This window comes from Rhizobium sp. KNZ2-6A, assembly GCF_056755475.1.
On the sequence record NZ_JBNDIC010000016.1, the window covers coordinates 98,272 to 122,055 of the forward strand.

Consider the following 23,784-nt stretch of genomic DNA (forward strand, 5'->3'; position numbering starts at 1 on the left):
AGCGAGGCTACCGCATGACCCCCCTCCAGCGCATTGAAACGGCCGCCACCGAGGAGACGCTCCCCGCCATCCTCCTGCGGGTCGTTTCCGAATTGCATGACGTCGCCTATCTGATCGAGCGCATCGAGCCGCAGCTGCTCGATATCAGCGACACCAATATAACGGCCTCGCCGGAGGCGATGAAGGTCGTTCAGGGCATCGACCTTGCCGTGCAGAAGACCCGCGGCATCGCTGAATTCATCGACACGATCGCCGGGACCATGCCGGAAGGCTGGACGGTCGATCTGGCAACGGCATTGAGCCTGGTCAAGCTGACGGAGATGCAGAAGGCGCTTGGCGGCGGTGCATTCCATGCGCATTCCCAGCCCATGACGAAGGCTGCCGGCGATTTTGATTTCTTCTGATCCGGTCGCCGGCAATAAATACTGTTTTTCTTATATAATCTTCATCGTTCCCTACGATTTTTTCCTGTTTTTTCCAGCCGGACGAAACGCTCGCACAAGTTTCGATTTCTATTTTCTCCGCAGGGTACAAAGCCATCAGGTCTTTGACGAATCGTGCGAGAACAGAATGAATCTGTTAAATCAATTAGTTCCCCTGTTTCGGAATATTCAGAATCTGGGAAGAACGCGGCTGATGATCCTTGGGGGCGTCGGCGCTGTCTCCATGCTGTTGATCCTTTTTGCCGCCCTTTACGTCAATAAGCCCTCCCAGGAGACGCTTTATGTCGGCCTGGATGCGACCGATCTCAATCAGATCAGCATCGCTCTCGCAGAGGCAAAGATCAATTTTCAGGTCGGCTCCGACGGCACGAGCCTGACCGTTCCGGCCGGGATGACCGGCAAGGCCCGCGCGCTGCTCGCCGAGCGCGGCCTGCCCAATAGCGGCAATGCGGGTTACGAGCTGTTCGACAATGTCGGTTCGCTAGGCCTGACCTCCTTCATGCAGGAAGTCACCCGCGTGCGCGCACTCGAGGGTGAAATCGGCCGCACCATTACCTCCATCGCCGGCATCAGTGCCGCACGCGTCCATATCGTCATGCAGGACGTCGGCAATTTCCGGAAGGCGGATCAGAAGCCGACGGCGTCCGTCATGATCCGCGCCAGCGCGGAAGCGGCCCGCAAATCCGCGTCGGCGATCCGCCACCTTGTCGCCTCCGCCGTTCCGGGCCTGGAGGTCGACGACGTCACGATCCTCGACTCGACGGGCCAGCTGCTCGCATCGGGTGATGACCCGAGCAACGGCGTTCTGAATCGCAATCTCGGCATCGTGCAGAATGTACAGAGCGAAGTCGAATCCAACATCAACAAGGCGCTCGCACCCTTCCTCGGCACGGACAACTTCCGCTCGAGCGTCACGGCGCAACTCAACACCGATAGTCAGCAGGTGCAGGAAACCACCTACGATCCGGACTCGAAGGTCGAACGCTCGGTCCGTACGGTGAAGGAAGCCCAGAAATCGCAGCAGAGCCAGCCCGATAGCGCCGCAACCGTGGAACAGAATATTCCGCAGGCGGCCCCGCAGTCCGGCGGCAACACGCCGACGTCGAACGACCAGTCGGACAAGCGCGAAGAGCAGACCAACTACGAAATCAACAGCAAGACCACGGCCACGACGCGCAACAGCTACAAGATCGAAAAGCTGTCCGTCGCGGTGGTGGTCAATAAGGGCCGCATCGCGCAGATGGTCGGCGAGGGCGCTGATCAGGCCAAGATCGATGCCTATATCGCCGAGATGCAGAAGATCGTCGCGACGGCCGCTGGCGTCGATACGAAGCGTGGGGACATCGCCACCGTCAATGCGATGGATTTCGTCGACAACCAGCTGCTTGAGGAAGCATCTTCCAGCTTCAGCATCACGGACATGCTGAGCCGCAACATGGCCGGCATCATCAATTCGCTGGCCTTCGTCGCCGTCGCCTTCCTGATCGTCTGGATGGGCTTCCGTCCGCTGATCCGTTCGCTTGGCGGCTCCGCAAGCAGCACCGCACTGCCGGAGGCGGCCGGGCTGGAGCTGCCGGACTTCGCGCCCGCCGTGGGCGGTCCCGGTGCCGCGCTGATGGACGGCTTCGGCTCGGACTTCGGCTTCGACAGCACCGACGATCTGCTGACGATGGGCGACGATGGCGGCACCTTCAACCGCCGCGTCAAGGAAGGGCCGGAGCGCCGCCTGTCCCGCATGGTGGAGATCAGCGAGGAGCGCGCCGCAAAGATCCTCAGAAAATGGGCTGTCGACCAGGCGGCCTGAGCAAAGGACCGGGATACCTCCCGGTCCTTTTTCGTTGCGGGAACGCGGGCGCGCTAATCTTACCGATATCTATCATTTCAACTGTGATCAATTAGCCGCTGCCAAGTAAATTGACGTGTTCGTAAGATGGAATTCCCCCGGATATCCGGTTGCTGGGTAGAAAGAATCGACATACAAATAGTATGCTTATTGCGTAATAGCCGTGAATTCGGAGCCGCTCAGCCCTCGTTTTCCGCGTTTCGCATGTTTAAAGCGTCTGCAGATTCCGGAGCGCGGAAAAATCAGTTCGTGCTTCGTAGATCGTGCTGGCGACGGTATATGCCAGCACGGTTGCCGACGTGGAATTCAGGGATGGGTACGCTCATCTACCCGCTTCCGCCGGGATGTGTTTGTGTCGCGGTAGAGAAGACCCAGTTTCAATGCCTCATGGAGAATCCCTTCGATTTCCTGGGGCGATGGGCCGGGTTCTGGCGAAACAAAGCTCTCGTTGACGGCCGATCGCCCAACAGTGGCAGGAAATGCAAGTATGGACATGCAGATATCGCAGGCGAGCAGAGGCGATAGGGATGTGCGATCAGTCGTGCCTGCCGGAGCCATGTCACGCGAGCAGCTCATTCTGCAGCTGAATGCCGTTTCAGGCTCGGCCTATCTGCAAGCCGGCCTGCATGCGCTGGCCAGCTATGCCGGCGCCTCCCACTATCTCCTCGTACGCTCCGATCTTATCCAGGAAAGCGGCCTCGACTTCGTCATTTCCTCCGATTGGCCCTTTGATCTCGTGAGGCGCCTGGCGGCGGAACTGACCAGCGGTTATGGCCGCATCGGCGAGCTGGAAAGATGCATGTCGCTGTTTCAGCCGAGCGTGGCGCTCTTGCCGGACGACCTCACCCTGCCTGACGGCGTCGGTCGGCAATATCATGCCTTGAGCTTCAATGTCGGGCGTACGCGTTTCTCTTTGCTGCTGCTGGCGCGTGAATCGGCGGTGCTTTCATCGGAGCGGTTGCGCGATGTCGGCCTGCTGTCGGGTTATCTCGCGAGCTCCACCCGGTGCGCCGAAGGCAAGCTGGAGCGCGATTTCGATCTGACCGAGCGCGAGCTGGAATGCCTGTTCTGGATCGCCGAGGGCAAGACGAGCGACGAGATCGCCATGATTCTCGGGATCTCGCGCAATACCATCAACAATTACATCACCAGCGTCATGCGCAAGACCGCCACCAAGACCCGCTCGGAGGCCATCGCCTTCGCGGTGCGAAACAATCTCGTTTAAGGGCTACCGGATGCGCTATCAGCCAGACAGGACGACGGATAGGCCCGGCGAATCGCGGCTTACCCGTTCCGGCAGGATTTCTGGCCGCTCGGATCTGTTTCCAAAGCTCGTGTCGATGCAGAAGCTGATCGATGCGCAGCATTTCGCCGTCTATCGCCTTCATGGCTCGGGCCTGCCGCACAAGCAGAGGCTGGTCTGCGAGCTCGACAACTGGGGCTCGGCCAATTCCGTCGTCGGCAAATCCTTCCTGGAAGCCTATGGCGAGGCCATGATCGAGCATATCGACAAATCCCTGCTGCCGCTCATGTGGAACGGGCGCGATAGCGACAGCACGGCCGAAACGCCGGACTTTGCGGTTTTCACGCAGCGCCTGAAGCCGCATCTTCTGCCCTTTGCCGGCGTGGCTTTTCCGGTGCGGCTGGGCGCGGTCGGCAACGGCTATATCGTCTTTACGGCCAAGTTCATGGATCTTGCGAGCGACATGATCGTCGAGCTGCATGGCCGCAGCTGCCAGATCATGATGGAGCTCCTGTCGCTGGATGAGCGCCGCTCGCAGGCCGCCGAAGCGTTGAGCGAGCGGGAAATTGCCTGCCTACAGCTTGCCGGTGACGGGCGCATCAGCGAGGAAATTGCCGAGAAACTGGGATTATCGGTCCACACCGTCAATGCCTATCTCGGATCGGCGACGATCAAGCTCGACAGCGTCAACCGTATCCAGGCAATCGCAAAGGCGATTCGCTTCGGCTACATAAGCTGACATTGCAGCGCCTCGGCGAATCATCTTTGCAAATTTCGAAATGATGAATCTTTTCAGATTGCGTGCGCGGCTTCGCCGCGGATGACGTAGCGCGCGTCTCTGAGGCTGCGTGCGAGCAGCGCCGTGTTTTCGTCCGGGTCGGACGATGCCCTGTCGAAGGCGATGTGATTGATCTCGATGCCGGCAAGGTGCTCCGTCAGTGACAGCTTGGCATAGATGGTGACGCCATGCGGCTTGATTTCCAGGTCGAGCGTGACTTCCGCCGGCCCGCCCCAATCGAGCTTGTAGTCGCCGCCAAGACCGAAATTGACAATGCCTGGAAGGAAATAGAGCTCGGCGGCCGAGGCTACGAGGTCACCAAGATTGCCGTATCGTTCGAAGCGCAGCAGCGAGATGAGGTCGGCCGCATCGAGGAGGCGCAGCTCGCTGGCGACGGGGCTGATGGCTTCGGCTAGTATTTGTTCGCGTTGGACAGAGTAGGGGCATTTTTTCATTTGGTTTATCGTACCCGTTTTCTATTCGACTGCGCGGCGTAGATCCGATGGATGAGCTCGGCGACAGCCTTGTAAAATACTGACGGTATGACGCTATCAACCGAGACTTGCGCAAACATGGAGCGCGCGAGCGGCGGGTCTTCGAAAACGGGAATATTGTTTGCCTCGGCTATCTCCCTGATCTTCAAGGCAATCAGATCCTGACCCTTGGCGACGACGACAGGCGCATCGTTTTCCGATTGCACATAGCGCAGCGCGACGGCGAAGTGAGTGGGGTTGGCGATGACGAGGGTGGCGCGGGGCACCTGCTTCATCATGCGGCGGCGGGCGCGGTCGCGCGCGACTGAGCGCTGGCGCGACTTGACGATGGGGTCGCCCTGGGACTGCTTGTGTTCGTCCTTGACTTCCTGCTTGGTCATTTTCAGTTGGTCGAACCAGTGATGGCGGCTCCACAGTACGTCGGCGATGCCGACGATCGCTGTTGCCATCAACACGATGACGAGGATCCGCTGAACCACCGTCGACAGGCGCACGAAGATGGTCTGCGGATCGGAAACCATCGAATCGATCGCATGGAAGAACTGGCCGCGCAGCACGAAAAACATGATGATGCTGACGACCACGATCTTTGCGATCGATTTGCCGAATTCCACCAGGCCGGTCGTGCTGAAGATGCGCTTGAAGCCCGACACGGGCGATATGCGCGAAAACTGCGGCCGGATTCGCTCCAGGACCGGCGTGGGCAGATTCTGGAATATCGAGGCGCCGATGCCGAAGACGAAGAACAGCACCACGGCGGGCAGCGCCATGTTTCCGACTTCCCAGCCTATGCGGGTAAACAGGGAGAGGGCGTCCGGACCCGTATCGAGCCGCCATTGATCCGGCTTTTCGAAGAGATCCCGCAATACCTCGCCCATGCGGCCCATGCGCGCCGGCAGGAAAAAGGTGACGTAGATGACCGTTGCCAGCATGGAGGCAAAGAGCGTCGCCTCCCTGGAGTGGGGCACATTGCCCTTCTCCAGGGTATCGCGGAGTTTTTTCTCCGTCGGTCGTTCTGTTTTACTGTCCTTGTCTTCGTCAGCCAAAGCAGCCGCCCTTTGCGAAACGGAAAGAGGCCGCGCATCATACGCGGCCCGGTGCTGAACAGTTTAAGACGATTTAGCTGAGTCGCGCCGAGGTCACGCTGCTTCTTCCACAGGCGTATTTTCTCGGGGCTTGAGCTCGATCTGGCCGGAATTGGCAAGCCGGATGGCTTCCTGGGCGATGGCGCGCCGGGCGATGGCGATTTCGCGTGGATTGATGCCCGTATTGCCCATCTGCAGGTCGGATTCGATCATGCGGCGCTGACGCGGGCTGATCGAGGACAGAACGATCTCGCGAATCTCGTTGCCGGATCCCCGCAGCGCCATCGTCAGGATGTCGGAAGCGATGTCGTTGAGCAGCAGCACGCGGCTCGGCTGCGGCATGCGCGTGAGATCGTCGAAGAGGAAGATCTTCGGACGGACCTTCTCGACCGATTCCTTGTTGATCGATTCCAGCGAACTCAGCAGGGTATCGACCTGCGGCTTGTCGAGCTCGTTCATCAGGTCGGCGACCTTCGTGGAGCCGGAAGTGTTGCGTTCGGCATCGATCTCGGCCATCAGTCCGAGCACGCGGTTATCAATGATCTGGGCGGCCTTGGGGCTGACGTCCTTGATATTGACGGTGCGGTTCATGACATCGGCGCGCTGGGCTTCGGGAAGCTGCAGCAGGATCTTCGCGCCGAAGGCCGAAGGCATCATGGACAGCACGTAGGCGATCGTCTGCGGATGCTCCCGCAGGAAGAACTTGGCGACGAAGACCGGATCGGCTTCGCCCAGGCGATCCCAGATGGATGTCTCATAGGCCTGGAACGCGGTGCGACGGCCAAGCAGGCTGTCCACTTCATCGGGCGTCAGGCCCTCCTCGAGGATGCTCTCGATGGCCTTGGCATTGTCCATGAGGCCGGCGCCCTCGGTGAAGAGGTCTTCGAATTCCGCCACGAGCTGCGCGAGCTCGTCCGGCGGAATGAGCCTCAGCGATTGCGCCGAGGCAATGATCATCTGCAACTCGTTCTGTGTGAAATATTTGAGCAGCCGTCCTGCTACCTGCTTTCCCATCGCGAGAAGGACGGCCGCTGCTTTTTCAGTCTGAGTCAACGGTTTCTCGGCAAGGGCGCCGCTGAAATCGTCAAAGTCCATCATGGTCTTCGTCTCCATCCCGCAGGGGGAGTGGGCTCATCCTGAGCCGGTTCAGCTTTTCTTCGTGTTGTAGATTTCTGTGAGCTTGATACCGAACCTGGTGTCATCATGTTCCAGAACGGTAATTTCGCCCCGGCCGATCTTGCGGCCGTTCACTGTGATCTCGACGGGTTCGCCGATCTTCTTGTCGAGCGCGATGATTGCGCCCTCGGTCAGGTTCATCAGGCCCGACACCTGCATGCGGCTGCTGCCGAGCACGATCTGGACGTCGATCGGGATATCCATGATCAGGTCGAGATTGGCCGTCAATGCGCTGCCGGGAGCCGCAGGCGCCGCGGAAACGTCGTCGAAGTCACCACCGCCGAAGTCACCACTGTCGAAGGCGGGAGCGGAATTGTCGTCGCCGAAATCGCCGAAGGTAGAAAGGTCGGTGCTTTCCTCCGCGCCGAACGTATCGGCGTCGAAGTCAGGCAGATCGCCGTCGCTATCCTTCTTCAGAACGCCGCGCAGACCGTCGATGGCCTCGTCCAGGGCGGCGTCGCTGTTTGAAATTTCCAGCGATTCCTCGCTGCTTTGCTTTGTCGTCTTCGTAGCCATGAAATCACTATTCCAGTTGAAACTTGCCTCAAGCTGCCGTGGGTGGGCGACTGACCACCTTCAGCTAGTTAATTCATCAGGTGTCGAAGAAGCTCGTCGTCGGAATTGACGTTATCCTTGACGCGCACCGTATAATTTTCGCCAGAGCGGCCGAATTCGCAGATGTAAAGGTCTTTGCTGTTGGCGCTGACTTCGACCCGGACGTCGCCGGCATCCTTGAAGGGGATGACATCGCCGACCGCGAGCTTGGAAATGGTGTCGAGCGTCAGCGACTGCAGCCGGATGCGCGCCTCAAGCGTCACCTGCGAGCGGCGCACCTGCTCGCCGAGCTGATCCGACCATGCCTGGGAGGCGGCCGTCGGGTTCTTGGCGCGGGGTGCGCTGACGACGGTGCGCAGCAGATCGCGTTGGGGCACGATGATGACGATGTGGGACATCGATTTGCCGAGCGAGATCGCCATGGTGATCGCGGCCGCAAAATCATTTCCCTCGTCGCCGGTAGCCTTCGGGCGGTCCTCGATGTTGTAGGGCGGGTCGAGATAGGGCTCGAAGCCGCCGGGCGCGTTGACGGCCGAGCGCAGCACATTGGCGATCTTATCGAACACCATGACGGAAAGGTCGAGCTCGATCGCGGAAAGCGGCCGGGCGACCGCTGCTTCCATGTCTTCCGGGCGCGCCCCCAGCATATGTTCCATCAGCGTCATGATGAAGCCGGCGCCGCAGCCGAGGATGAATTTCGGCGCCCAGTTGCGCAGCGAGCCGTTGATAAGGGCATGGTTGCCGCCCAGTCCGGCGATCAGCTCGCTCATCGGGCCGGATTGGCAGCCGGCATAGGCGATATTGATATCCAGGCCGGTCTCGCTTTTGACGATGTCGGGCAGGAATTCCGCATAGACCTGGGTGAAGGCGGCGCCGAGCTTGGCAAGCGCTGCCTGATCGCCGAGATTGCCGGTGAGTCTGGCAAAGAGGGTGCGGTCCATCGTCTGTGCCTTGAAAGCGGATTGCTGGCTCATGATCGTCAGGCTGCCTTGCTTTCGCCGCCGGGGTTCATCATCTCCTGCTCGACGGCGTCGATCGAGGGACGCTCGTAGGAGGAGATGGTCTTGCGGCCGTATTCGAGCGCGACCTGCGGCACCGATCCGTTCATGTAGGCGAGCAGCGTCTGCTTCACGATCACGTAGAGGCGATGTTGCTTGTTGCGCACCACCTTGATCTGCGAAACCAGCGGCGCGCAGACCGAATAGGACAGGATGATGCCGAGGAAGGTGCCGACCAGCGCCGAGCCGATGAGGTGGCCGAGCACTTCGGGCGATTCGTTGATGTGGCTCATCGCCTTGATGACGCCGAGAACGGCGGCGACGATACCGATCGCCGGGAAGGAATCGCCCATGATCGTGATCGCGTGATAAGGCTTCATCTTGTCGTGCTGCATCGTCTCGAGTTCTTCGTCCATCAGCGCCTCGATCTCGTGCGAGCGGGCGTTGCCGATGATGATGAGGCGGACATAATCGCAGATGAAAGCCGTCAGATCCTTGTTCTTCAGAACCGTCGGAGCGGCTTTGAAGATCGTCGATTCATCCGGGTTGTCGATATGGGCTTCGATCTCGTTGCGTGACTTGGTGCGCAGGTCGCGCATCAGGGCATAAAGCACACCGAGCGTGTCGAGATAGTCGCGCTCCTTCGGCACCTTGTGGCTGAAGGCTTCTCCGAGCGCCTTGCCCGAATCCTTCACTACCTTCATCGGATTGGCCATGATGAAGCCGCCGAGACCGGCGCCTGCGATAATGACAAATTCGAAGGGCTGGAACAGCGCCCCCACGTCTCCGCCCATAGCCATGAAGCTGCCTATGATGCAGCCGCAGGTCACTACAAATCCGATAATAATATTCATCGTCGGTCCACACCTGAACGTTGCTTCATATGATGAACTAGGGGAGCTGCCTTGCGTGAGGCTGTTCGATGGGTTCGCGGAAGCGCTTTTTGCCTTGTCAGCTTCGCACAAGCCAAGCCCTGCAGGATGATGGGTAAGGGCATCCATGCCCCGCTAACGAAATGTAGGAGCGCCGGTGGCGTTTCCTTTCCCGTTATTCTCCAATGTCCGGAGGGCGTTGAAAATGCAGTCTGGTATTTATGTCGCGCTATCGTCCCAGATGGCGCTCGAACGGCGCCTGACCACGATCGCCGATAATTTGGCCAACGTGAACACGACGGGCTTCCGTGGCACCGAGGTCAAGTTCGATCAGGTCCTCAGCAATACCCAAAACAAGCTCAACGCCAAGGTCGCCTTCGTCTCGCAAGGCAATGATTATCTCTCCACCGACAATGGCGAACTTCAAAATACCGGCAATCTCTTCGATTTCGCGGTCAAGGGCGACGCCTATTTCGGGCTCAATACGCCGGCGGGCCTGGTGATCACGCGCGACGGCCGCTTCACCATGACCGACAGCGGCGCGCTGGTCTCCACGCGCGGCTTCCCCGTGCTCGATCCGGGCGGCGCCCCGATCCAGCTCGATCCGGCGGGCGGCGCCCCGACCGTTGCATCGAACGGCGTGATCACGCAGAACGGCCGGAGCATGGGTCAGATCGGCCTCTACAGCGCCGATGTCGGCAAGGGTTTCCTGCGCTACGAAAACAGCGGCATCCTGCCGACCGATACGCCTCAGGCGGTGATCGACCGTTCGAGTATCGGCATCGCCCAGGGCTATCTGGAAAACTCCAACGTCAACGGCATGCGGGAAATGACCAACCTGATCGAGGTCAGCCGCGCCTTCGACAATATCAGCACGCTCACCAGCAGCAGTGAAGGCACGCTCACCGACGCCATCAAGACCCTCGGCGGCAGCCAGTAAAGAGGCGGATGATGGTCGAGGATCGGTTGCCCGAGGGCGCACTGTCGCCGAAGCTTTCGCATATGGCCGTTCTGGCGGGCCAATATGCGATGGCGGAGAATGCCGTGGCCCATGGCGGCCATGTGCGCACCATCGCCGCGGGACACTACACCGTCGCGGGCCTCTCCAGGCAGGTGCGTCTCGGCGATTTCGTCGCGCATCGTTCCCAGACAGGCATTCATCTCGGCGAAGTCGTTCGTGTCGAGCCGGAACTCACCTATGTCTGTCCGATCGAACCGGGCGAGCCGATCGGTATCCAGGACACCATCATCCGCAAGGGCGCCTTCCGCATCGCGCCCGACGAAAGCTGGTGCGGCCGAACGATCAATTCGCTGGGCGAGCCGATCGACGGGCTCGGGCCGCTGACGGCGGGTCTTGAATCGCGATCGATCTCCAATACCGCCCCGCCGTCCATGACGCGCAAGCGCGTCGAAACCGGGTTCAAGACCGGCGTGCGCGCCATCGATATCTTCTCGCCGCTCTGCCTTGGCCAGCGCCTGGGTATCTTTGCCGGCTCCGGCGTCGGCAAATCGACGCTGCTGTCGATGCTGGCAAGAGCCGAAGCCTTCGACAAGGTGGTGATCGCGCTCGTCGGCGAGCGCGGCCGCGAAGTGCGCGAATTCATCGAGGATACGCTGGGTTCGCACATGCAGAAATCGGTAGCGGTCGTCGCGACGAGCGATGAAAGCCCGATGCTGCGCAAGATGGCGCCGCTTTCGGCCATCACCATAGCCGAGCATTTCCGCGACCAGGGCGACAATGTGCTGCTGATTGTCGATAGCGTCACCCGTTTCGCCCACGCCATCCGCGAGGTGGCGACCGCATCCGGCGAACCGCCGATCGCGCGCGGATATCCGGCTTCGGTCTTCACCGAGCTGCCGCGACTCCTCGAGCGCGCCGGCCCGGGACCGGAGGGCACCGGCACGATCACCGCCATCATTTCGATCCTTGTCGATGGCGACAATCACAACGATCCGATCGCCGATTCCACCCGCGGCATTCTCGACGGCCATATCGTTCTCCAGCGCAGCCTTGCCGAGGAAGGCCGTTACCCGCCGATCGATCCGCTCGCATCCGTATCGCGTCTCGCCCGCAAGGCCTGGTCATCCGATCAGGAAAAACTGGTGTCGAGGCTGAAGGCGCTTGTGCATCGCTACGAGGAAACGCGCGATCTGCGCCTGATCGGCGGATATCGCCAGGGCAGCGACGCCGATCTCGATATCGCCGTGCGCCAGGTGCCGATCATCTACGACATCCTGAAGCAGACGCCGGGCGAAGAGCCGTCGGCCGATGCCTTCACCGATCTTGCCACCGCTCTCAGGAACGCCTCGAGCGGCATTCCGGTCAGGGGCAAGTGATGATCGTCGGGAAGCTTAGCTCGATTTTTCCTTGCCCGCATCCGGCCGGGCATTGCCGAATTTCGTGCCGAAAGAGGGGCCAGAAGTGAGAGAATCCGACGCAGATGATCCGGTCGCCCCGCCGAAGCAGGCGAGAAGGCGAACCGTTGCGGATAGGGCGCTGGCCTTTACGGGGCTGGCGCTTGCCGGCGCCTCGGCCTTCTTTCCCTGGTACGTCTTCTTCAATCCGGACAAGTTCGGCATCCATGTGGCCGAAGGCGAGCGCACGCGCGATCTGCCGAATTGGCCCGGCCGCGAGATCGTCAGCGTGTCGCCGCTCGCCATGACCAACAAAAAACCGAGCGCGCCGAAGGATCTTGTTCCCGATCCGCTGACGACGGCGACGGTCAGCAATGCCGGACGCGAGGACGACCAGGGGGAACCGGCCGACCAGCAGCCGTTCCCCGGCAAGTTCCCGTTCCACCTGCTGCACATCGCAAATGGCCGCGCGCTCATCGAGGACGATACCGGCATGTATGTCGTGCGGGTCGGCTCGGTTCTGCCCGACAGCAGCCGGCTGGCTTCGATCGAACAACGAGACGGAAAGTGGGTCATCGTCACGTCTGCGGGCGATATCTACGGCAGCAATTGAAAAACCCGCAAACGCCGGAATTTCAGGCATTTCGAAGACCTTTACAGGAACGCATTTCCCGCAAGTCCCACGCAAGATTATCCCGCTAGGTTTCTAGCGTAAGAACGGAGAGAAGGCCATGCAACCCATACAGCTCTTTGACCTGGCCTCGCGGCAAGCCGAATGGCTCCAGGTGCGTCAGGAGGTTGTTGCCGGCAATATCGCCAATGCCAATACGCCGAAATATCGCGCCAAGGATGTGACCCCGTTCCAGGCCGTTCTGGACAATCAGAACGTCAACATGGTCCGGACCGATCCCGCGCATCTTTCGGGTAACGAATTCAGCACGAGCGGCAACGTCAACGTCGAGGAGGCGTCGCTCAGCCAGGAAATTGGCGTCCAGGAATCGGGTAACACCGTCGGCCTGGAAGACGAGCTCGCCAAGGCCGGTGACATCAAGCGCCAGTACAGCTTGAACACCGCGCTCATAGGCTCCTTTCATCGCATGATGTTGATGACCGTAAAACAATAGATGAAGTGAAGATGCCATGGACCCCTTATCAGCCGCATTGAAAATTGCAGGCTCCGGCCTGGAGGCTCAATCGACTCGTCTGCGAATCGTCTCCGAAAATATCGCCAATGCCCGGTCGACGGGTGATACGCCCGGCGCCGATCCCTACCGGCGCAAGACGGTCACCTTCGGCGCCGAACTGGATCGCGCCAACGGCCTCACCACGGTCGGTGTCAAGAAGCTCGGTGAAGATACGGGCAAATTCGTCGAAGAATACGACCCCGACAACCCGGCGGCGGATCAGAAGGGCTACGTTAAGATGCCCAACGTCAATGTCCTCGTCGAGATGGCCGATATGCGCGAAGCCAATCGCTCCTACGAGGCCAATCTGCAAACGGTCCGGCAGGCCCGTGATCTCATCTCCTCCACTATTGATCTGCTGAAGAACCAATGATCGACACGATTAAGAATGTAGCCTCCCTCTCGGCGACCCGCGGCCTCGGCAGCATCGCCACGGATCTGACCTCCGCCGCCTCCAGTGCGATGAACGCCTCGCCGGCCGTCGCCATGGGAGCGGATGCCGGAATGAGCTTCGCGTCGGTCATGTCGAATGTCGCGAAGGATTCCGTCAACTCGCTGAAGGAGGCGGAAAATGCCTCCTTTGCCGGTATCAAGGGCACGATGAGCACCCGCGAGGTGGTCGACAAGGTCATGCAGGCCGACCAGACCCTGCAGACCGCGATCGCTCTGCGCGACAAGGTCGTCTCGGCGTTCCTCGATATCACGAAGATGCAGATATAGGGCGGGGTCTCCCCCGTTCTAGTTACCTGATTTGGCGAGAGACTTTCACAAGCCCTTCCACGGCTCCGAAGGTTCCGCCCTAGATCCAAGGACGAAAGCATGAGAGCGCTCGCAATCGCCGCGACGGGCATGGATGCCCAGCAGACCAATCTCGAAGTAATCGCGAACAACATCGCGAACATCAATACGACGGGTTACAAGCGCTCGCGCGCCGAGTTCTCCGACCTTCTCTACCAGACGGAGCGGGCCAAGGGCATTGCCAACAGGCCGAACCAGGCCGTGGTGCCGGAAGGCGCCAATATCGGTCTCGGCGTGCAGACGACCGCGGTGCGCAACATCCAGATCCAGGGCGAGCTGTCGCAGACCCAGAACGATCTCGACGTCGCGCTCGTCGGTCGTGGCTGGTTCCAGATCAAGATGCCCGACGGCACGACCGCCTACACCCGCGCCGGCTCCTTCAACAAGAGCGATACCGGCCAGATCGTCACGCCTGACGGTAACGTGCTGGAGCCGGGCATCACCGTGCCGAACAATGCCAGCAAGCTCACCATCAACCAGTCCGGCCAGATATCCGCGACCATCGGCACCGCAACGACGCCGACCGTGCTCGGCCAGCTGCAGATCGCCAATTTCGTCAACGAAGCCGGCCTGCAGCCGATGGGCAGCAACCTCTTCACGCAGACGCCGGCCTCGGGCGATCCCGTTGTCTCCGATCCGAACGAGAACGGCTTCGCCTACATGAAACAATACTATCTGGAATCGTCGAACGTCGATCCGGTCAAGGAAATCACCGATCTGATCACGGCGCAGCGCGCCTATGAGATGAATTCCAAGGTCATCACGACGGCCGACGAAATGGCGCAGATCGTCAGCAAGAACCTGAAGTAGCAAGAGGGACGGGCCGAACATGAGGTTTCGCCGGATGAAAAGCTTAGCAATGGCATGGTTCGCCGCGGCGAGCCTTTCCGTCGTATTCGCTTCGGCCATGCCCGCCTGGGCTGTGAGCGCCGATGGTTCCGCGCTCGGCACTGCCGTGGTCCCGACCGAGACGATCTATCCGGGCGATATCATCAGCAGCGGTCAGCTCGAAGAGGTCGAGGTCACCAACCCCAACCTGAGCGGCGACTATGCCAGGCGGCTTCGCGATGTCACGGGGCTGGTATCGAAGCGGACGCTTCTTCCCGGCCGCACGATTTCCATTTCCGCCCTGCGCCAGCCCTATGCCGTGACGCGCGGTTCCAATGTTCGCCTGGTGATGAGCATGGGCAGCATGACGATCACCGCGGCAGGCACGCCGCTGGATGATGGCGCCGTCGGCGACAGTGTGCGCGCCCGCAATATGGACTCGGGCATCATCGTCAACGGCACCGTTCTCCAAAACGGTACGATCCGCGTGGTCGCGAAATGAAACGGCTTCGTCAACTTCTCGCAGTCCTGTTCGCGTTGCCGAGCCTGATCGTCGCCGATCCGGCTCTTGCGATGCAATCACGCATTAAGGATATCGCGTCGCTGCAATCCGGCCGCGACAACCAGCTTATCGGCTATGGTCTGATCGTCGGCCTCCAGGGGACGGGCGACGGCCTGCGTTCCTCGCCGTTCACCGAGCAATCCATGCGCGCGATGCTGCAGAACCTCGGCATCTCGACCCAGGGCGGTCAATCCGCCGCGAAGAATACGGCCGCCGTCATGGTGACGGCGAACCTGCCGCCCTTTGCAAGCCCCGGCAGCCGCATCGACGTGACGGTGAGTTCGCTCGGCGATGCCTCGTCGCTGCGGGGCGGCACGCTGATCATGACCTCGCTGAGCGGCGCGGACGGGCAGATCTATGCCGTGGCGCAGGGCTCCGTCATCGTCTCAGGCTTCCAGGCGCAGGGTGCCGCCGCAACGGTGACCGAGGGTGTTACGACGTCCGGCCGCGTGCCGGGCGGCGCGATCATCGAGCGCGAGCTGCCATCCCGCTTCAAGGATTCGGTCAACCTGGTCCTGCAGCTGCGCAATCCCGACTTCTCCACCTCGATCCGCATTGCCGACACGGTCAATACCTGGGCGACCTCGCGTTTCGGCGCACCGATCGCGGAGGCCAAGGATTCGCAGGAGGTGACGGTCGCCAAGCCGAAGATGGCGGACCTGACGCGGCTGATGGCCGATATCGAAAACCTTAACGTCCAGACCGATACGCCAGCCAAGGTCGTCATCAACGAACGCACCGGAACGATCGTCATCGGCGCCGATGTCCGCGTCTCGCCCGTTGCCGTCAGCTACGGAACGCTGACCGTGCAGGTGAGCGAAAACCCGCAAGTGATCCAGCCCGAGCCCTTCTCAAACGGCGAGACGGCCATCCAGGACCAAACCGACATCACCGCCACCAAGAGCGGCGGCCGTGTCGCGGTGCTGGAAGGGCCTGACCTGAAGACGCTGGTCGCCGGCCTCAACAATATCGGCGTCAAGCCGGACGGCATCATCGCCATCCTGCAAGGCATCAAGTCGGCCGGCGCCCTGCAAGCGGAGCTCGTGCTGCAATGATCCTGACCGTTACCGCCAGAAAAATGCTGGTTGCCTGCAGTCTCGCAACGGGTGCCATGATGCTGTTGCCGCTCGGCATGGCCTTAGCGCAGGAAGCGCCGAAACCCGCCGATCCCGCCTCCAGCCAGGACGAGATCCGGCAGTTCTGCACCAATATTGCCGATCCGGCCCGCGATCAGCGCTATCTGCTGCAAAAGCAGGAGCTGGAACAGCTTCGCACCGACATCGACCAGCGCATCGCCACGATGGACAAGCGCAAGGCCGAATACGAGGACTGGCTGAAACGCCGTGACGACTTCCTCAAGACAGCCGATCTCGGCCTGGTCGATATCTACAAGAACATGAAGCCGGATGCGGCGGCGGCGAGCCTCAACGACGTCAAGACCACGATTGCCGCAGCGATCATCATGAAGCTTTCGTCGCGCCAATCGAGCCTGATCCTTGCGGAAATGGATGCAAAGAAGGCGGCCGTCATCACCAATATCATCGCCAGCGCATCCGACCCGAATACATCGAAGTCGAAGGACCCCTCATGAACACGCGTCTTACGGCCGCCTGCGCAATCGTCGTCTTTCTCGCCGGTTGCCAGTCGCAGGCCCTCAGGGAAATCGGCAGGGCGCCTGCCATGAGTCCGATCGGCAGCGGCCTGCAATATGCGCAGACGCCGCAGATGCTGCAATATCCGAAGCGGCCGCACCAGGTTGCGCAGGGCTATTCGCTCTGGAACGATTCGCAGGCGGCCCTCTTCAAGGATTCGCGCGCGCTCAATGTCGGCGACATCCTGACGGTCACGATCCAGATCAACGACAAGGCGAACTGGGACAACGAGACCAACCGCAATCGCACGAACAAGAGCGACATGAACTGGGATATCTCGGCCAAGATCTTCGGCTGGAGACCCGCCACCAACGCCGACGCAACCTCCGGCTCCGACACGAGCACCGACGCTAAGGGCAAGATGCAGCGTTCCGAGCAGATCAACCTTCTGGTCGCTGCTGTCGTGACCGGCATTCTCGAAAACGGCAACCTGATGATCAGCGGCTCGCAGGAAGTCCGCATGAACCAGGAAATCCGCATCCTCAACGTCGCCGGCATCGTGCGTCCGCAGGACGTCACCGCCGATAACACGATTTCCTACGACAAGATCGCCGAGGCGCGCATCTCCTATGGCGGACGCGGGCGCCTGACGGAAATACAGCAGCCGCCGCGAGGCCAGCAGGCCGTGGATCTGCTGTCGCCGCTCTGACGGCCGACGGTATAGGCTAGAGCAATTCCAGGAAAAGTGTTCGGCGGTTTTCCGTCCGGAATTGCGGGAAAACAAAGAGATAGAGCGTTTTCGCGATTCGAAGAAAAGCGGAAATGCTCTAGTAGATTAACGGACGGACAGGAACATGGCAGCCACAGACGAACCGGCAAAGGGCAAGGGATCGCCGCTGATCATGACGATCGTCGGCCTGCTGGTGCTGACCGTTCTTGGCGGCGGCGGCGGCTGGGTGCTCGGAACCGTCGTCGCGCCGAGGATCAAGGCCGCGACCGCTGCCGTGCAGAAGACGATACTGGCCGCCGGCGACAGCAAGCAGGCGGCGGCCGCCGCACAGGCGAACGGCATCATAGCGCTCGATCCGATCACGACCAATCTTGCCTACCCCTCGCAGAGCTGGGTAAGGCTGGAGCTGGCCCTGGTCTTCAAAGGCCCCACGGATGCTCAGCTCGCCCAGGCGATCCATCAGGATATTCTTACCTATATCCGCACGGTCTCGCTGCAGCAGATCGAGGGTGCGCGGGGCCTGCAATATCTTCGGGATGACATTCAGGAGCGTGTTGACCTGCGCTCGGAAGGGCGAGTATCGAAAGTTATGTTCAGAACTTTCGTGATCGAATGATTCGATTAATACTTGCCCTATCTATATTAGTGATTTCTGTATTGTCGCCTGAACTGGCGATGGCGCAGCAATTGTCGCAACAGCTTCCCACCGATCTTCTGAATGCTCCGGTCAATGGCTCGGTCGCCGCCTGGATCATCCGCACGTTCGGGCTCCTGACGATCCTGTCGATCGCGCCTGGCATCCTGATCATGGTGACGAGCTTTCCGCGCTTCATCATCGCGTTTTCGATCCTGCGCACCGGCATGGGTCTTTCATCGACGCCGTCGAACATGATCCTGCTGAGCCTCGCCCTGTTCATGACCTTCTATGTCATGTCGCCGACTTTCGATCAGGCATGGAAGGATGGCGTGCAGCCGCTGCTTGCCAATCAGATTTCGGAAGCCGACGCCGTGCAGCGCATCGCCGAACCGTTCCGCACCTTCATGTCGAACAATACGCGTGACAAGGACCTGAAGCTTTTCGTCGATCTGGCGAAGGAGCGCGGCCAGACCACCGTCGTCGACAACAAGATCGATTATCGTGTCCTGATCCCGGCCTTCATGATCTCGGAGATTCGTCGCGGCTTCGAAATCGGCTTCCTTGTGGTACTGCCGTTTCTGGTCATCGACCTGATCGTGTCGACCATCGTGATGGCCATGGGCATGATGATGCTGCCGCCGACCTCGATCTCGCTGCCGTTCAAGATTCTCTTCTTCGTGCTGATCGACGGCTGGAATCTTTTGGTCGGCAGCCTGGTTCGCTCTTTCCACTGAAAAGACATGCGTGAATGAAAGACAGGCGTGAAGCGATCGCCGGAGGTCTGCGGCTCCGACGATCGCTGGGCTTTATTCGGCCGCGATCGCCGCCGAATTCTGGTCTTCTTCCATAAACGCTTCCGTGCGCATGGGCAGCGCCGGCACATCCATGTGGTCGGGTGCGAGACCCTGCTTGGCGCGGGCCGCCATCATCTCGAAAGCAGCTTCCAGGTGGTGCGTGAAGCGCTCGGCGTCGAAGAGCGGCGTGATGTAGCGGTTGGTAGCCAAGGTTTCCTTGAACTGCGCAATTCGTTCCGGCTGGCCGGCAAGCTCTACCGCCATATCCTCATAGGCCTTGATGTCATCGGCCACCAGTTCCGGCAGGCCAATGGCGTTCAACAGGCTCTCGCTGACGCGCGAAGCGAAATTGGTGCCCTTCACGGTGAGAACAGGCAGACCGCCCCAGAGCTGCTCGGATGTGGTCGTATGCCCGTTGACCGGGAAAGTATCTAGGCCGAGATCGGCCAGCTGCTGGCGATCGATATGATCCTCATAGCGAATGCGGGTGGTGAAGACGACGCGTTTGCGGTTGATACCGCGGGCTTCCAGACGAGCCAAGAGATTGGCTTCCGCCCGAGGACCGTTGCAGAGCAGCCAAAGCACGCTGTTCTTGCTGCGCTTGAGGATATTGCACCACACGTCGACCATTTGTGAGGTGATCTTACGATTGCCGTTGAACGAGGCGAAGACGAAGGCGTCTTCGGGCAGCCCATGCTTGGCGCGGGTCGTCGGCCGCGGTTTCGGGCGATTGAGCGGATCGTTCGGCTGGTAGCACTCGGGCAGCCGGCAGAACTTCTCGTGGAAATGCGGCTTCGAATGATCCGGCAGCACATAATGATCGCCGATGATGTAATCGAGATCGATGTTGACGACGGAGCCCGGAAAACCGAGCCAGGAAACCTGGATCGGGGCTGCCATATGGTTGAGGATAGCTGCGCGACTTCCTTTGGTGTGGCCCTTGAGATCGACGAGTATGTCGATCCCGCGAGCGCGGATCGCCTCTGCTGCGCCCTGGTCGGACAGACCGCGAACGTCGACCATCGTTCCCCACTTCTGATGGTCGAACCCCCGTTCTTTCTGGGAAGCGAGATCGGAATGGTCGAAGAGGGTGATCTCGAACCGATCCTTGTCGTGCAGCTCCAGGGTCCGCTGCATCAGCTTCATCGTCGCGTGGCCGGGCCAGAAATCGGACGAGAGATAGCCGACACGAATCTTGTTGCTCCACGCGTGTGGCAACTCGCGACGAGCCTCGGCATGGCCGGCGGGCAGGGGTCTGGTGTCGTGGAACGCATATTTGTTAATGGATTCATCGCCACACCAATGCAGGTGGAAGAAGGGGTTGTCCGGGATCACGTAATCGAGATTGCCCTTTGCCAGTGCCGCTGTGATCGGCGCCATGTGCCTGTCGACAACCGCAAGATCGGATATTTCGCGAGCGAAGATCAGATGGAGTATGCGAGAGATGATGCTCTCGGGATGTTTCCTGAACAGCGTCGCAACGAGGTGTCGGTTGCTTTCGTCATAGAGATCGTCGGTGAGTAGTTTGGATGCCATGAGCCGATGCTTGAGCTCCGGTCCCTCGACCAGCACCGCCTTGAAGCCGGTCAGGAGTTCTTTCTGCTGTCGGTCCAGGAAAATGCGAACGAGGATGAAGGCAAGCTCCGGATCCTTGAACGCCATTGGAAGGATCAGGTTGCCGACCGCGAGCGCCTGATCGTCGTTGCCGCATTCACTGTGCAGCAGCAGCGCCTCGCGAAGATATTCGTCGCGACGGGGCAGTTGCCGGCCTGCAAGCTCGTAGGCGCTGGCCGCATCCGCCTTGAAGCCGAGCTTGAGCAGCGTCTTTGCCAGCAGCGCATAGGTTTTGGCTGATTTATCGACGTTAAGTAAATCATTCAGCGTTTCGAGCGCGCGCGTATATTGCCCCTTCTGATAGAAACTGGACGCCGTCGAAAAGATGTTTTTCGTATTCACGAGCGAGAACTCCAAGCGGAATGTTGAACTGGCTCTCGTCAAAGGCCGAGTGCCGGCATCATGGATTTGCCGGATCATCTCTCACGTAGCTTGCCTGAAACCGAAGCACTGGTCGAAAATGCCTTTACGCATTGTTAGCCACGTTCGGGACAGGCGGTTCCCGGTGGCCCCGCGTTTAAGAAATTGGCAAGCAATGGGTGCGACCTTCCTCGCAACATGACGGGTTTGGTCCTCCAGGAAAATGGATCGAGGGGCATGAAGCTGCTCCGTCATCGCCGGTATTTTCAGTCCGGTATGTCCTCCTTTCGTATCCAGTTTCCAGGGGACACACTCAATGACCAGCATTATCACCAACAATTCCGCAATGGCCGCTCTCCAGACTCTGAAGAGCATCAGCGGCAACCTGCAGAACACGCAGAGCGCCGTTTCTTCGGGCCTGCGCATCTCCAAGGCTTCCGACAACGCTGCTTACTGGTCGATCGCCACCAGCATGAAGTCCGACAACAGCGCCATCGGCGCCGTTTCCGACGCTCTCGGCCTCGGCGCCGCCAAGGTTGACACCGCTTCGACGGCTGTCTCCAGCTCCATCGACATCGTCAGCCAGATCAAGAGCAAACTTGCCACCGCCATGGAAGGTTCGGTCGACAAGAAGTCTGTTCAGGAAGAAATCGGCCAGCTGCAGCAGCAGCTGCAGAGCGTTGCCCAGTCGGCTTCGTTCAACGGCGAAAACTGGGTCATGGCCGCGAGCGGCGGTTCGGCTTCGGTCGTCTCGTCCTTCATCCGCGGCACCAACGGAACCGTTTCGGTCAGCACGACCTCTTACGCCTTCAACGCCGGCGCGACCGGCAACGTTCTGTTCGGCTCGAGCGGCGGCACGATCGACACGACTTCGGGTATCCTGGGTACGTCGGATGGTTCGGTTGGCGCTTCGGTCTTCAGCCTCGACATCTCCAACATGACGACTGGCCAGATCTCCAGCGCCCTGAACATGGTTCAGACCGCTCTGAACTCCATGACCAGCCTCGGCTCGAAGCTGGGCTCCGTCTCCAGCCGCATCGATCTGCAGACGAGCTTTGCTTCCTCGCTCTCCAACTCGATCCAGTCGGGCGTTGGCAAGCTGGTTGACGCCGACATGGAACAAGAATCGAGCAAGCTGTCCGCTCTGCAGACGCAGCAGCAGCTGGCCATCCAGTCCCTGTCGATCGCCAACTCTTCGAACCAGTCGATCCTGTCGCTCTTCCGTTAATAGGATGAACCGACGCAACGCGTTGGTCGAAAATCCTAAACAGTAAGTTAACCGCGCCCGTCTAAGGCGCGGTTTTTTTTATATTTTCCGGCTCAAGCCAGTTCAGCTTTTCTTAACCATATTGCTGTTTCTTAGGACCATCGAAGCGGCGAGTTAACCTTAACGATTTTGGTTAACAGGCATGATGCTGAATGCCGTTACCGGTTTTAGGTCCGGAATGTCCCTTATTCAACCACTGCCAAAGGGGCAAATATCATGACGAGCATTCTTACCAACAACGCCGCAATGGCCGCTCTCCAGACGCTGCGCACCATCGGTTCCGACCTGAAGGACACGCAGGGCGCTGTTTCTTCGGGCCTGCGCATCTCCAAGGCTTCCGACAATGCTGCTTACTGGTCGATCGCCACCAGCATGAAGTCCGACAACAGCGCCATCGGCGCCGTTTCCGACGCTCTCGGCCTCGGCGCCGCCAAGGTTGACACCGCAACCACCGCCGTCACCAGCGCCATCGACATCGTCAGCCAGATCAAGAGCAAACTTGCCACCGCCATGGAAGGTTCGGTTGACAAGAAGTCCATCCAGGAAGAAATCGGCCAGCTGCAGCAGCAGCTGCAGAGCGTTGCCCAGTCGGCTTCGTTCAACGGCGAAAACTGGGTCATGGCCGCGAGCGGCGGTTCGGCTTCGGTCGTCTCGTCCTTCATCCGCGGCACCAACGGCACCGTTTCAATCAGCACGACCGCTTACGCCTTCAACGCCGGCGCGACCGGCAACGTTCTGTTCGGCTCGAGCGGCGGCACGATCGACACGACTTCGGGTATCCTGGGTACGTCGGATGGCTCGGTTGGCGCTTCGGTCTTCAGCCTTGACATCTCCAGCATGACTGGCGGTCAGATCTCCAGCGCCCTGAACATGGTTCAGACCGCTCTGAACTCCATGACCAGCCTCGGCTCGAAGCTGGGCTCCGTCTCGGCCCGCATCGACCTTCAGTCGAGCTTTGCTTCCTCGCTCTCCGACTCGATCCAGTCGGGCGTTGGCAAGCTGGTTGACGCCGACATGGAACAGGAATCGAGCAGGCTGTCCGCTCTGCAGACGCAGCAGCAGCTGGCCGTTCAGTCCCTGTCGATCGCCAACTCTTCGAGCCAGTCGATCCTGTCGCTCTTCCGTTAATAGGATGAACCGACGCAACGCGTTGGTTGATGGCAAGAGACAGACCTTCGCCGCGCCTTCCCCGGAAGGCGCGGTTTTCATTTTGGCTCGGCGCATCGGCGCCGCCCGACTCAGGGCGCCTTTGTCAGCGCCGCAACAGCTCTTTGTCTGACGGCATCGACGAAACCATCGAACAGTTTCCGCATGGCCGCCAGCTTGTAGGGATAGACGATCGGATCATCCATGTCGTGGACCACCATCGCGACATCGAGCTCGAACACCAGCAGACGTCCATCGGCAAGTTCCGCGCAATCGATGCCGAAATAATCGAGCTGGATATGGCGGCAGAGGGCTGCGAAGCTCTCCTTATGGCGCACGGCGAAATCCTGATCGAAATTTTCCATCCATGTCTGTTCGACGGCGCGTTTTGCCGCGCTCTGCTCCATGCCGGCGCTCAGATAATGCACGA

At 60.1% G+C, this 23,784-nt stretch carries 26 protein-coding genes and 1 pseudogene; 19 read left to right on the forward strand and 8 right to left on the reverse strand.

The annotated features are described in order from the left end of the window. The first annotated feature begins 14 nt into the window (after window positions 1-14). The 4 genes from cheT to visR all read left to right on the forward strand — a co-directional run bounded on the left by cheT (window position 15) and on the right by visR (window position 4,268). Complete coding sequence (cheT, locus tag ACPYOP_RS13755) at window positions 15-404, forward strand: chemotaxis protein CheT (RefSeq protein ID WP_481410933.1); 390 nt, start codon at window positions 15-17, stop codon at window positions 402-404. Window positions 405-570: 166 nt separating this feature from the next. Then, window positions 571-2,247 (forward strand): flagellar basal-body MS-ring/collar protein FliF, encoded by a 1,677-nt coding sequence (fliF, locus tag ACPYOP_RS13760; RefSeq protein WP_481410934.1) that lies wholly within the window; start codon window positions 571-573, stop codon window positions 2,245-2,247. A 526-nt stretch (window positions 2,248-2,773) separates the two neighbouring features. After that, a complete protein-coding gene (gene visN, locus ACPYOP_RS13765; RefSeq protein ID WP_481410935.1) occupies window positions 2,774-3,511 on the forward strand; it encodes a transcriptional regulator VisN in 738 nt (245 codons plus the stop codon). A gap of 10 nt (window positions 3,512-3,521) precedes the next feature. Next, entirely contained in the window at window positions 3,522-4,268 is a 747-nt protein-coding gene (gene visR, locus ACPYOP_RS13770) for a transcriptional regulator VisR (protein WP_481410936.1), read from the forward strand. 53 nt (window positions 4,269-4,321) lie between these two features. Here the strand turns inward: visR and ACPYOP_RS13775 are convergent, their stop codons facing one another. The 6 genes from ACPYOP_RS13775 to motA form a co-directional block, all read right to left on the reverse strand. Continuing rightward, entirely contained in the window at window positions 4,322-4,762 is a 441-nt protein-coding gene (locus ACPYOP_RS13775; protein ID WP_481410937.1) for a hypothetical protein, read from the reverse strand. Window positions 4,763-4,767: 5 nt separating this feature from the next. After that, window positions 4,768-5,847 carry a flagellar biosynthesis protein FlhB gene (gene flhB, locus ACPYOP_RS13780; RefSeq protein WP_481410938.1) on the reverse strand — a complete coding sequence of 360 codons (1,080 nt, stop codon included), beginning with the start codon at window positions 5,845-5,847 and terminating at the stop codon, window positions 4,768-4,770. Between the two features lie 93 nt (window positions 5,848-5,940). Beyond that, on the reverse strand, window positions 5,941-6,984 hold the full coding sequence (fliG, locus tag ACPYOP_RS13785; protein WP_149633041.1) for a flagellar motor switch protein FliG: 1,044 nt from the start codon (window positions 6,982-6,984) through the stop codon (window positions 5,941-5,943). A 48-nt stretch (window positions 6,985-7,032) separates the two neighbouring features. After that, complete coding sequence (fliN, locus tag ACPYOP_RS13790) at window positions 7,033-7,578, reverse strand: flagellar motor switch protein FliN (RefSeq protein ID WP_481410939.1); 546 nt, start codon at window positions 7,576-7,578, stop codon at window positions 7,033-7,035. A 68-nt stretch (window positions 7,579-7,646) separates the two neighbouring features. Then, the gene (locus ACPYOP_RS13795; RefSeq protein WP_481410958.1) at window positions 7,647-8,594 is read right to left on the reverse strand and encodes a FliM/FliN family flagellar motor switch protein; all 948 of its coding nucleotides are present in this window, start codon (window positions 8,592-8,594) and stop codon (window positions 7,647-7,649) included. Between the two features lie 2 nt (window positions 8,595-8,596). Continuing rightward, complete coding sequence (gene motA, locus ACPYOP_RS13800) at window positions 8,597-9,469, reverse strand: flagellar motor stator protein MotA (RefSeq protein ID WP_095433943.1); 873 nt, start codon at window positions 9,467-9,469, stop codon at window positions 8,597-8,599. Window positions 9,470-9,692: 223 nt separating this feature from the next. On the opposite strand from motA, the gene flgF reads away from it, so the two are divergent. The 13 genes from flgF to fliP all read left to right on the forward strand — a co-directional run bounded on the left by flgF (window position 9,693) and on the right by fliP (window position 18,907). After that, window positions 9,693-10,427 (forward strand): flagellar basal-body rod protein FlgF, encoded by a 735-nt coding sequence (flgF, locus tag ACPYOP_RS13805; RefSeq protein WP_481410940.1) that lies wholly within the window; start codon window positions 9,693-9,695, stop codon window positions 10,425-10,427. A gap of 11 nt (window positions 10,428-10,438) precedes the next feature. Further along, window positions 10,439-11,824, forward strand: coding sequence for a flagellar protein export ATPase FliI (gene fliI / locus ACPYOP_RS13810; RefSeq protein WP_481410941.1), 1,386 nt, complete (start codon window positions 10,439-10,441; stop codon window positions 11,822-11,824). Window positions 11,825-11,909: 85 nt separating this feature from the next. Continuing rightward, window positions 11,910-12,455 carry a flagellar protein gene (locus ACPYOP_RS13815; protein WP_481410942.1) on the forward strand — a complete coding sequence of 182 codons (546 nt, stop codon included), beginning with the start codon at window positions 11,910-11,912 and terminating at the stop codon, window positions 12,453-12,455. 118 nt (window positions 12,456-12,573) lie between these two features. Further along, window positions 12,574-12,966 carry a flagellar basal body rod protein FlgB gene (flgB, locus tag ACPYOP_RS13820; RefSeq protein ID WP_481410943.1) on the forward strand — a complete coding sequence of 131 codons (393 nt, stop codon included), beginning with the start codon at window positions 12,574-12,576 and terminating at the stop codon, window positions 12,964-12,966. Between the two features lie 16 nt (window positions 12,967-12,982). Continuing rightward, on the forward strand, window positions 12,983-13,399 hold the full coding sequence (gene flgC / locus ACPYOP_RS13825; protein ID WP_149633049.1) for a flagellar basal body rod protein FlgC: 417 nt from the start codon (window positions 12,983-12,985) through the stop codon (window positions 13,397-13,399). Next, entirely contained in the window at window positions 13,396-13,746 is a 351-nt protein-coding gene (gene fliE, locus ACPYOP_RS13830) for a flagellar hook-basal body complex protein FliE (RefSeq protein ID WP_120662980.1), read from the forward strand. The genes flgC and fliE overlap by 4 nt, the downstream gene beginning before the upstream one ends. Before the next feature lie 99 nt (window positions 13,747-13,845). Further along, the gene (flgG, locus tag ACPYOP_RS13835; protein WP_481410944.1) at window positions 13,846-14,634 is read left to right on the forward strand and encodes a flagellar basal-body rod protein FlgG; all 789 of its coding nucleotides are present in this window, start codon (window positions 13,846-13,848) and stop codon (window positions 14,632-14,634) included. A gap of 19 nt (window positions 14,635-14,653) precedes the next feature. Beyond that, the gene (gene flgA, locus ACPYOP_RS13840) at window positions 14,654-15,154 is read left to right on the forward strand and encodes a flagellar basal body P-ring formation chaperone FlgA (protein ID WP_481410945.1); all 501 of its coding nucleotides are present in this window, start codon (window positions 14,654-14,656) and stop codon (window positions 15,152-15,154) included. Continuing rightward, window positions 15,151-16,269 carry a flagellar basal body P-ring protein FlgI gene (locus tag ACPYOP_RS13845; RefSeq protein ID WP_481410946.1) on the forward strand — a complete coding sequence of 373 codons (1,119 nt, stop codon included), beginning with the start codon at window positions 15,151-15,153 and terminating at the stop codon, window positions 16,267-16,269. Before flgA ends, ACPYOP_RS13845 begins: the two co-directional genes overlap by 4 nt. Before the next feature lie 23 nt (window positions 16,270-16,292). After that, window positions 16,293-16,805, forward strand: coding sequence for a MotE family protein (locus tag ACPYOP_RS13850; RefSeq protein WP_481410959.1), 513 nt, complete (start codon window positions 16,293-16,295; stop codon window positions 16,803-16,805). Then, complete coding sequence (gene flgH, locus ACPYOP_RS13855; RefSeq protein WP_481410947.1) at window positions 16,802-17,515, forward strand: flagellar basal body L-ring protein FlgH; 714 nt, start codon at window positions 16,802-16,804, stop codon at window positions 17,513-17,515. Before ACPYOP_RS13850 ends, flgH begins: the two co-directional genes overlap by 4 nt. A 145-nt stretch (window positions 17,516-17,660) precedes the next feature. Next, a complete protein-coding gene (locus tag ACPYOP_RS13860; RefSeq protein ID WP_481410948.1) occupies window positions 17,661-18,152 on the forward strand; it encodes a flagellar basal body-associated FliL family protein in 492 nt (163 codons plus the stop codon). Then, a complete protein-coding gene (gene fliP, locus ACPYOP_RS13865; RefSeq protein WP_481410949.1) occupies window positions 18,149-18,907 on the forward strand; it encodes a flagellar type III secretion system pore protein FliP in 759 nt (252 codons plus the stop codon). The genes ACPYOP_RS13860 and fliP overlap by 4 nt, the downstream gene beginning before the upstream one ends. Window positions 18,908-18,979: 72 nt before the next feature. Here the strand turns inward: fliP and ACPYOP_RS13870 are convergent, their stop codons facing one another. After that, window positions 18,980-20,923 carry an O-linked N-acetylglucosamine transferase, SPINDLY family protein gene (locus ACPYOP_RS13870; RefSeq protein ID WP_481410950.1) on the reverse strand — a complete coding sequence of 648 codons (1,944 nt, stop codon included), beginning with the start codon at window positions 20,921-20,923 and terminating at the stop codon, window positions 18,980-18,982. A 334-nt stretch (window positions 20,924-21,257) separates the two neighbouring features. Between ACPYOP_RS13870 and ACPYOP_RS13875 the strand changes: the two genes are divergently transcribed. Together ACPYOP_RS13875 and ACPYOP_RS13880 are read left to right on the forward strand one after the other, a co-directional pair. Next, window positions 21,258-22,169: a flagellin N-terminal helical domain-containing protein gene (locus tag ACPYOP_RS13875; RefSeq protein WP_481410951.1), complete on the forward strand. Its 912-nt coding sequence runs from the start codon at window positions 21,258-21,260 to the stop codon at window positions 22,167-22,169. A 255-nt stretch (window positions 22,170-22,424) separates the two neighbouring features. Then, window positions 22,425-23,336 (forward strand): flagellin N-terminal helical domain-containing protein, encoded by a 912-nt coding sequence (locus tag ACPYOP_RS13880; RefSeq protein ID WP_481410952.1) that lies wholly within the window; start codon window positions 22,425-22,427, stop codon window positions 23,334-23,336. 110 nt (window positions 23,337-23,446) lie between these two features. On the opposite strand, the pseudogene ACPYOP_RS13885 reads toward ACPYOP_RS13880, so the two are convergent. Further along, window positions 23,447-23,784 (reverse strand): annotated as a pseudogene (locus tag ACPYOP_RS13885) (tetratricopeptide repeat-containing protein); the annotation flags it as partial.

Bases quoted from the DNA above. Each gene is read 5' to 3' on its own strand.
- flgA (WP_481410945.1), top strand. From the start codon at position 14,654: ATGAGGTTTCGCCGGATGAAAAGCTTAGCAATGGCATGGTTCGCCGCG.
- cheT (WP_481410933.1), top strand. From the start codon at position 15: ATGACCCCCCTCCAGCGCATTGAAACGGCCGCCACCGAGGAGACGCTC.
- ACPYOP_RS13860 (WP_481410948.1), top strand. From the start codon at position 17,661: ATGGCAGCCACAGACGAACCGGCAAAGGGCAAGGGATCGCCGCTGATC.
- visR (WP_481410936.1), top strand. From the start codon at position 3,522: ATGCGCTATCAGCCAGACAGGACGACGGATAGGCCCGGCGAATCGCGG.
- fliF (WP_481410934.1), top strand. From the start codon at position 571: ATGAATCTGTTAAATCAATTAGTTCCCCTGTTTCGGAATATTCAGAAT.
- flgB (WP_481410943.1), top strand. From the start codon at position 12,574: ATGCAACCCATACAGCTCTTTGACCTGGCCTCGCGGCAAGCCGAATGG.
- ACPYOP_RS13875 (WP_481410951.1), top strand. From the start codon at position 21,258: ATGACCAGCATTATCACCAACAATTCCGCAATGGCCGCTCTCCAGACT.
- fliP (WP_481410949.1), top strand. From the start codon at position 18,149: ATGATTCGATTAATACTTGCCCTATCTATATTAGTGATTTCTGTATTG.
- fliN (WP_481410939.1), bottom strand. From the start codon at position 7,578: ATGGCTACGAAGACGACAAAGCAAAGCAGCGAGGAATCGCTGGAAATT.
- flgH (WP_481410947.1), top strand. From the start codon at position 16,802: ATGAACACGCGTCTTACGGCCGCCTGCGCAATCGTCGTCTTTCTCGCC.
- fliG (WP_149633041.1), bottom strand. From the start codon at position 6,984: ATGATGGACTTTGACGATTTCAGCGGCGCCCTTGCCGAGAAACCGTTG.
- flgF (WP_481410940.1), top strand. From the start codon at position 9,693: ATGCAGTCTGGTATTTATGTCGCGCTATCGTCCCAGATGGCGCTCGAA.
- flgG (WP_481410944.1), top strand. From the start codon at position 13,846: ATGAGAGCGCTCGCAATCGCCGCGACGGGCATGGATGCCCAGCAGACC.
- fliE (WP_120662980.1), top strand. From the start codon at position 13,396: ATGATCGACACGATTAAGAATGTAGCCTCCCTCTCGGCGACCCGCGGC.
- fliI (WP_481410941.1), top strand. From the start codon at position 10,439: ATGGTCGAGGATCGGTTGCCCGAGGGCGCACTGTCGCCGAAGCTTTCG.
- ACPYOP_RS13850 (WP_481410959.1), top strand. From the start codon at position 16,293: ATGCTGGTTGCCTGCAGTCTCGCAACGGGTGCCATGATGCTGTTGCCG.
- motA (WP_095433943.1), bottom strand. From the start codon at position 9,469: ATGAATATTATTATCGGATTTGTAGTGACCTGCGGCTGCATCATAGGC.
- ACPYOP_RS13880 (WP_481410952.1), top strand. From the start codon at position 22,425: ATGACGAGCATTCTTACCAACAACGCCGCAATGGCCGCTCTCCAGACG.
- ACPYOP_RS13845 (WP_481410946.1), top strand. From the start codon at position 15,151: ATGAAACGGCTTCGTCAACTTCTCGCAGTCCTGTTCGCGTTGCCGAGC.
- flgC (WP_149633049.1), top strand. From the start codon at position 12,983: ATGGACCCCTTATCAGCCGCATTGAAAATTGCAGGCTCCGGCCTGGAG.
- visN (WP_481410935.1), top strand. From the start codon at position 2,774: ATGGACATGCAGATATCGCAGGCGAGCAGAGGCGATAGGGATGTGCGA.
- ACPYOP_RS13775 (WP_481410937.1), bottom strand. From the start codon at position 4,762: ATGAAAAAATGCCCCTACTCTGTCCAACGCGAACAAATACTAGCCGAA.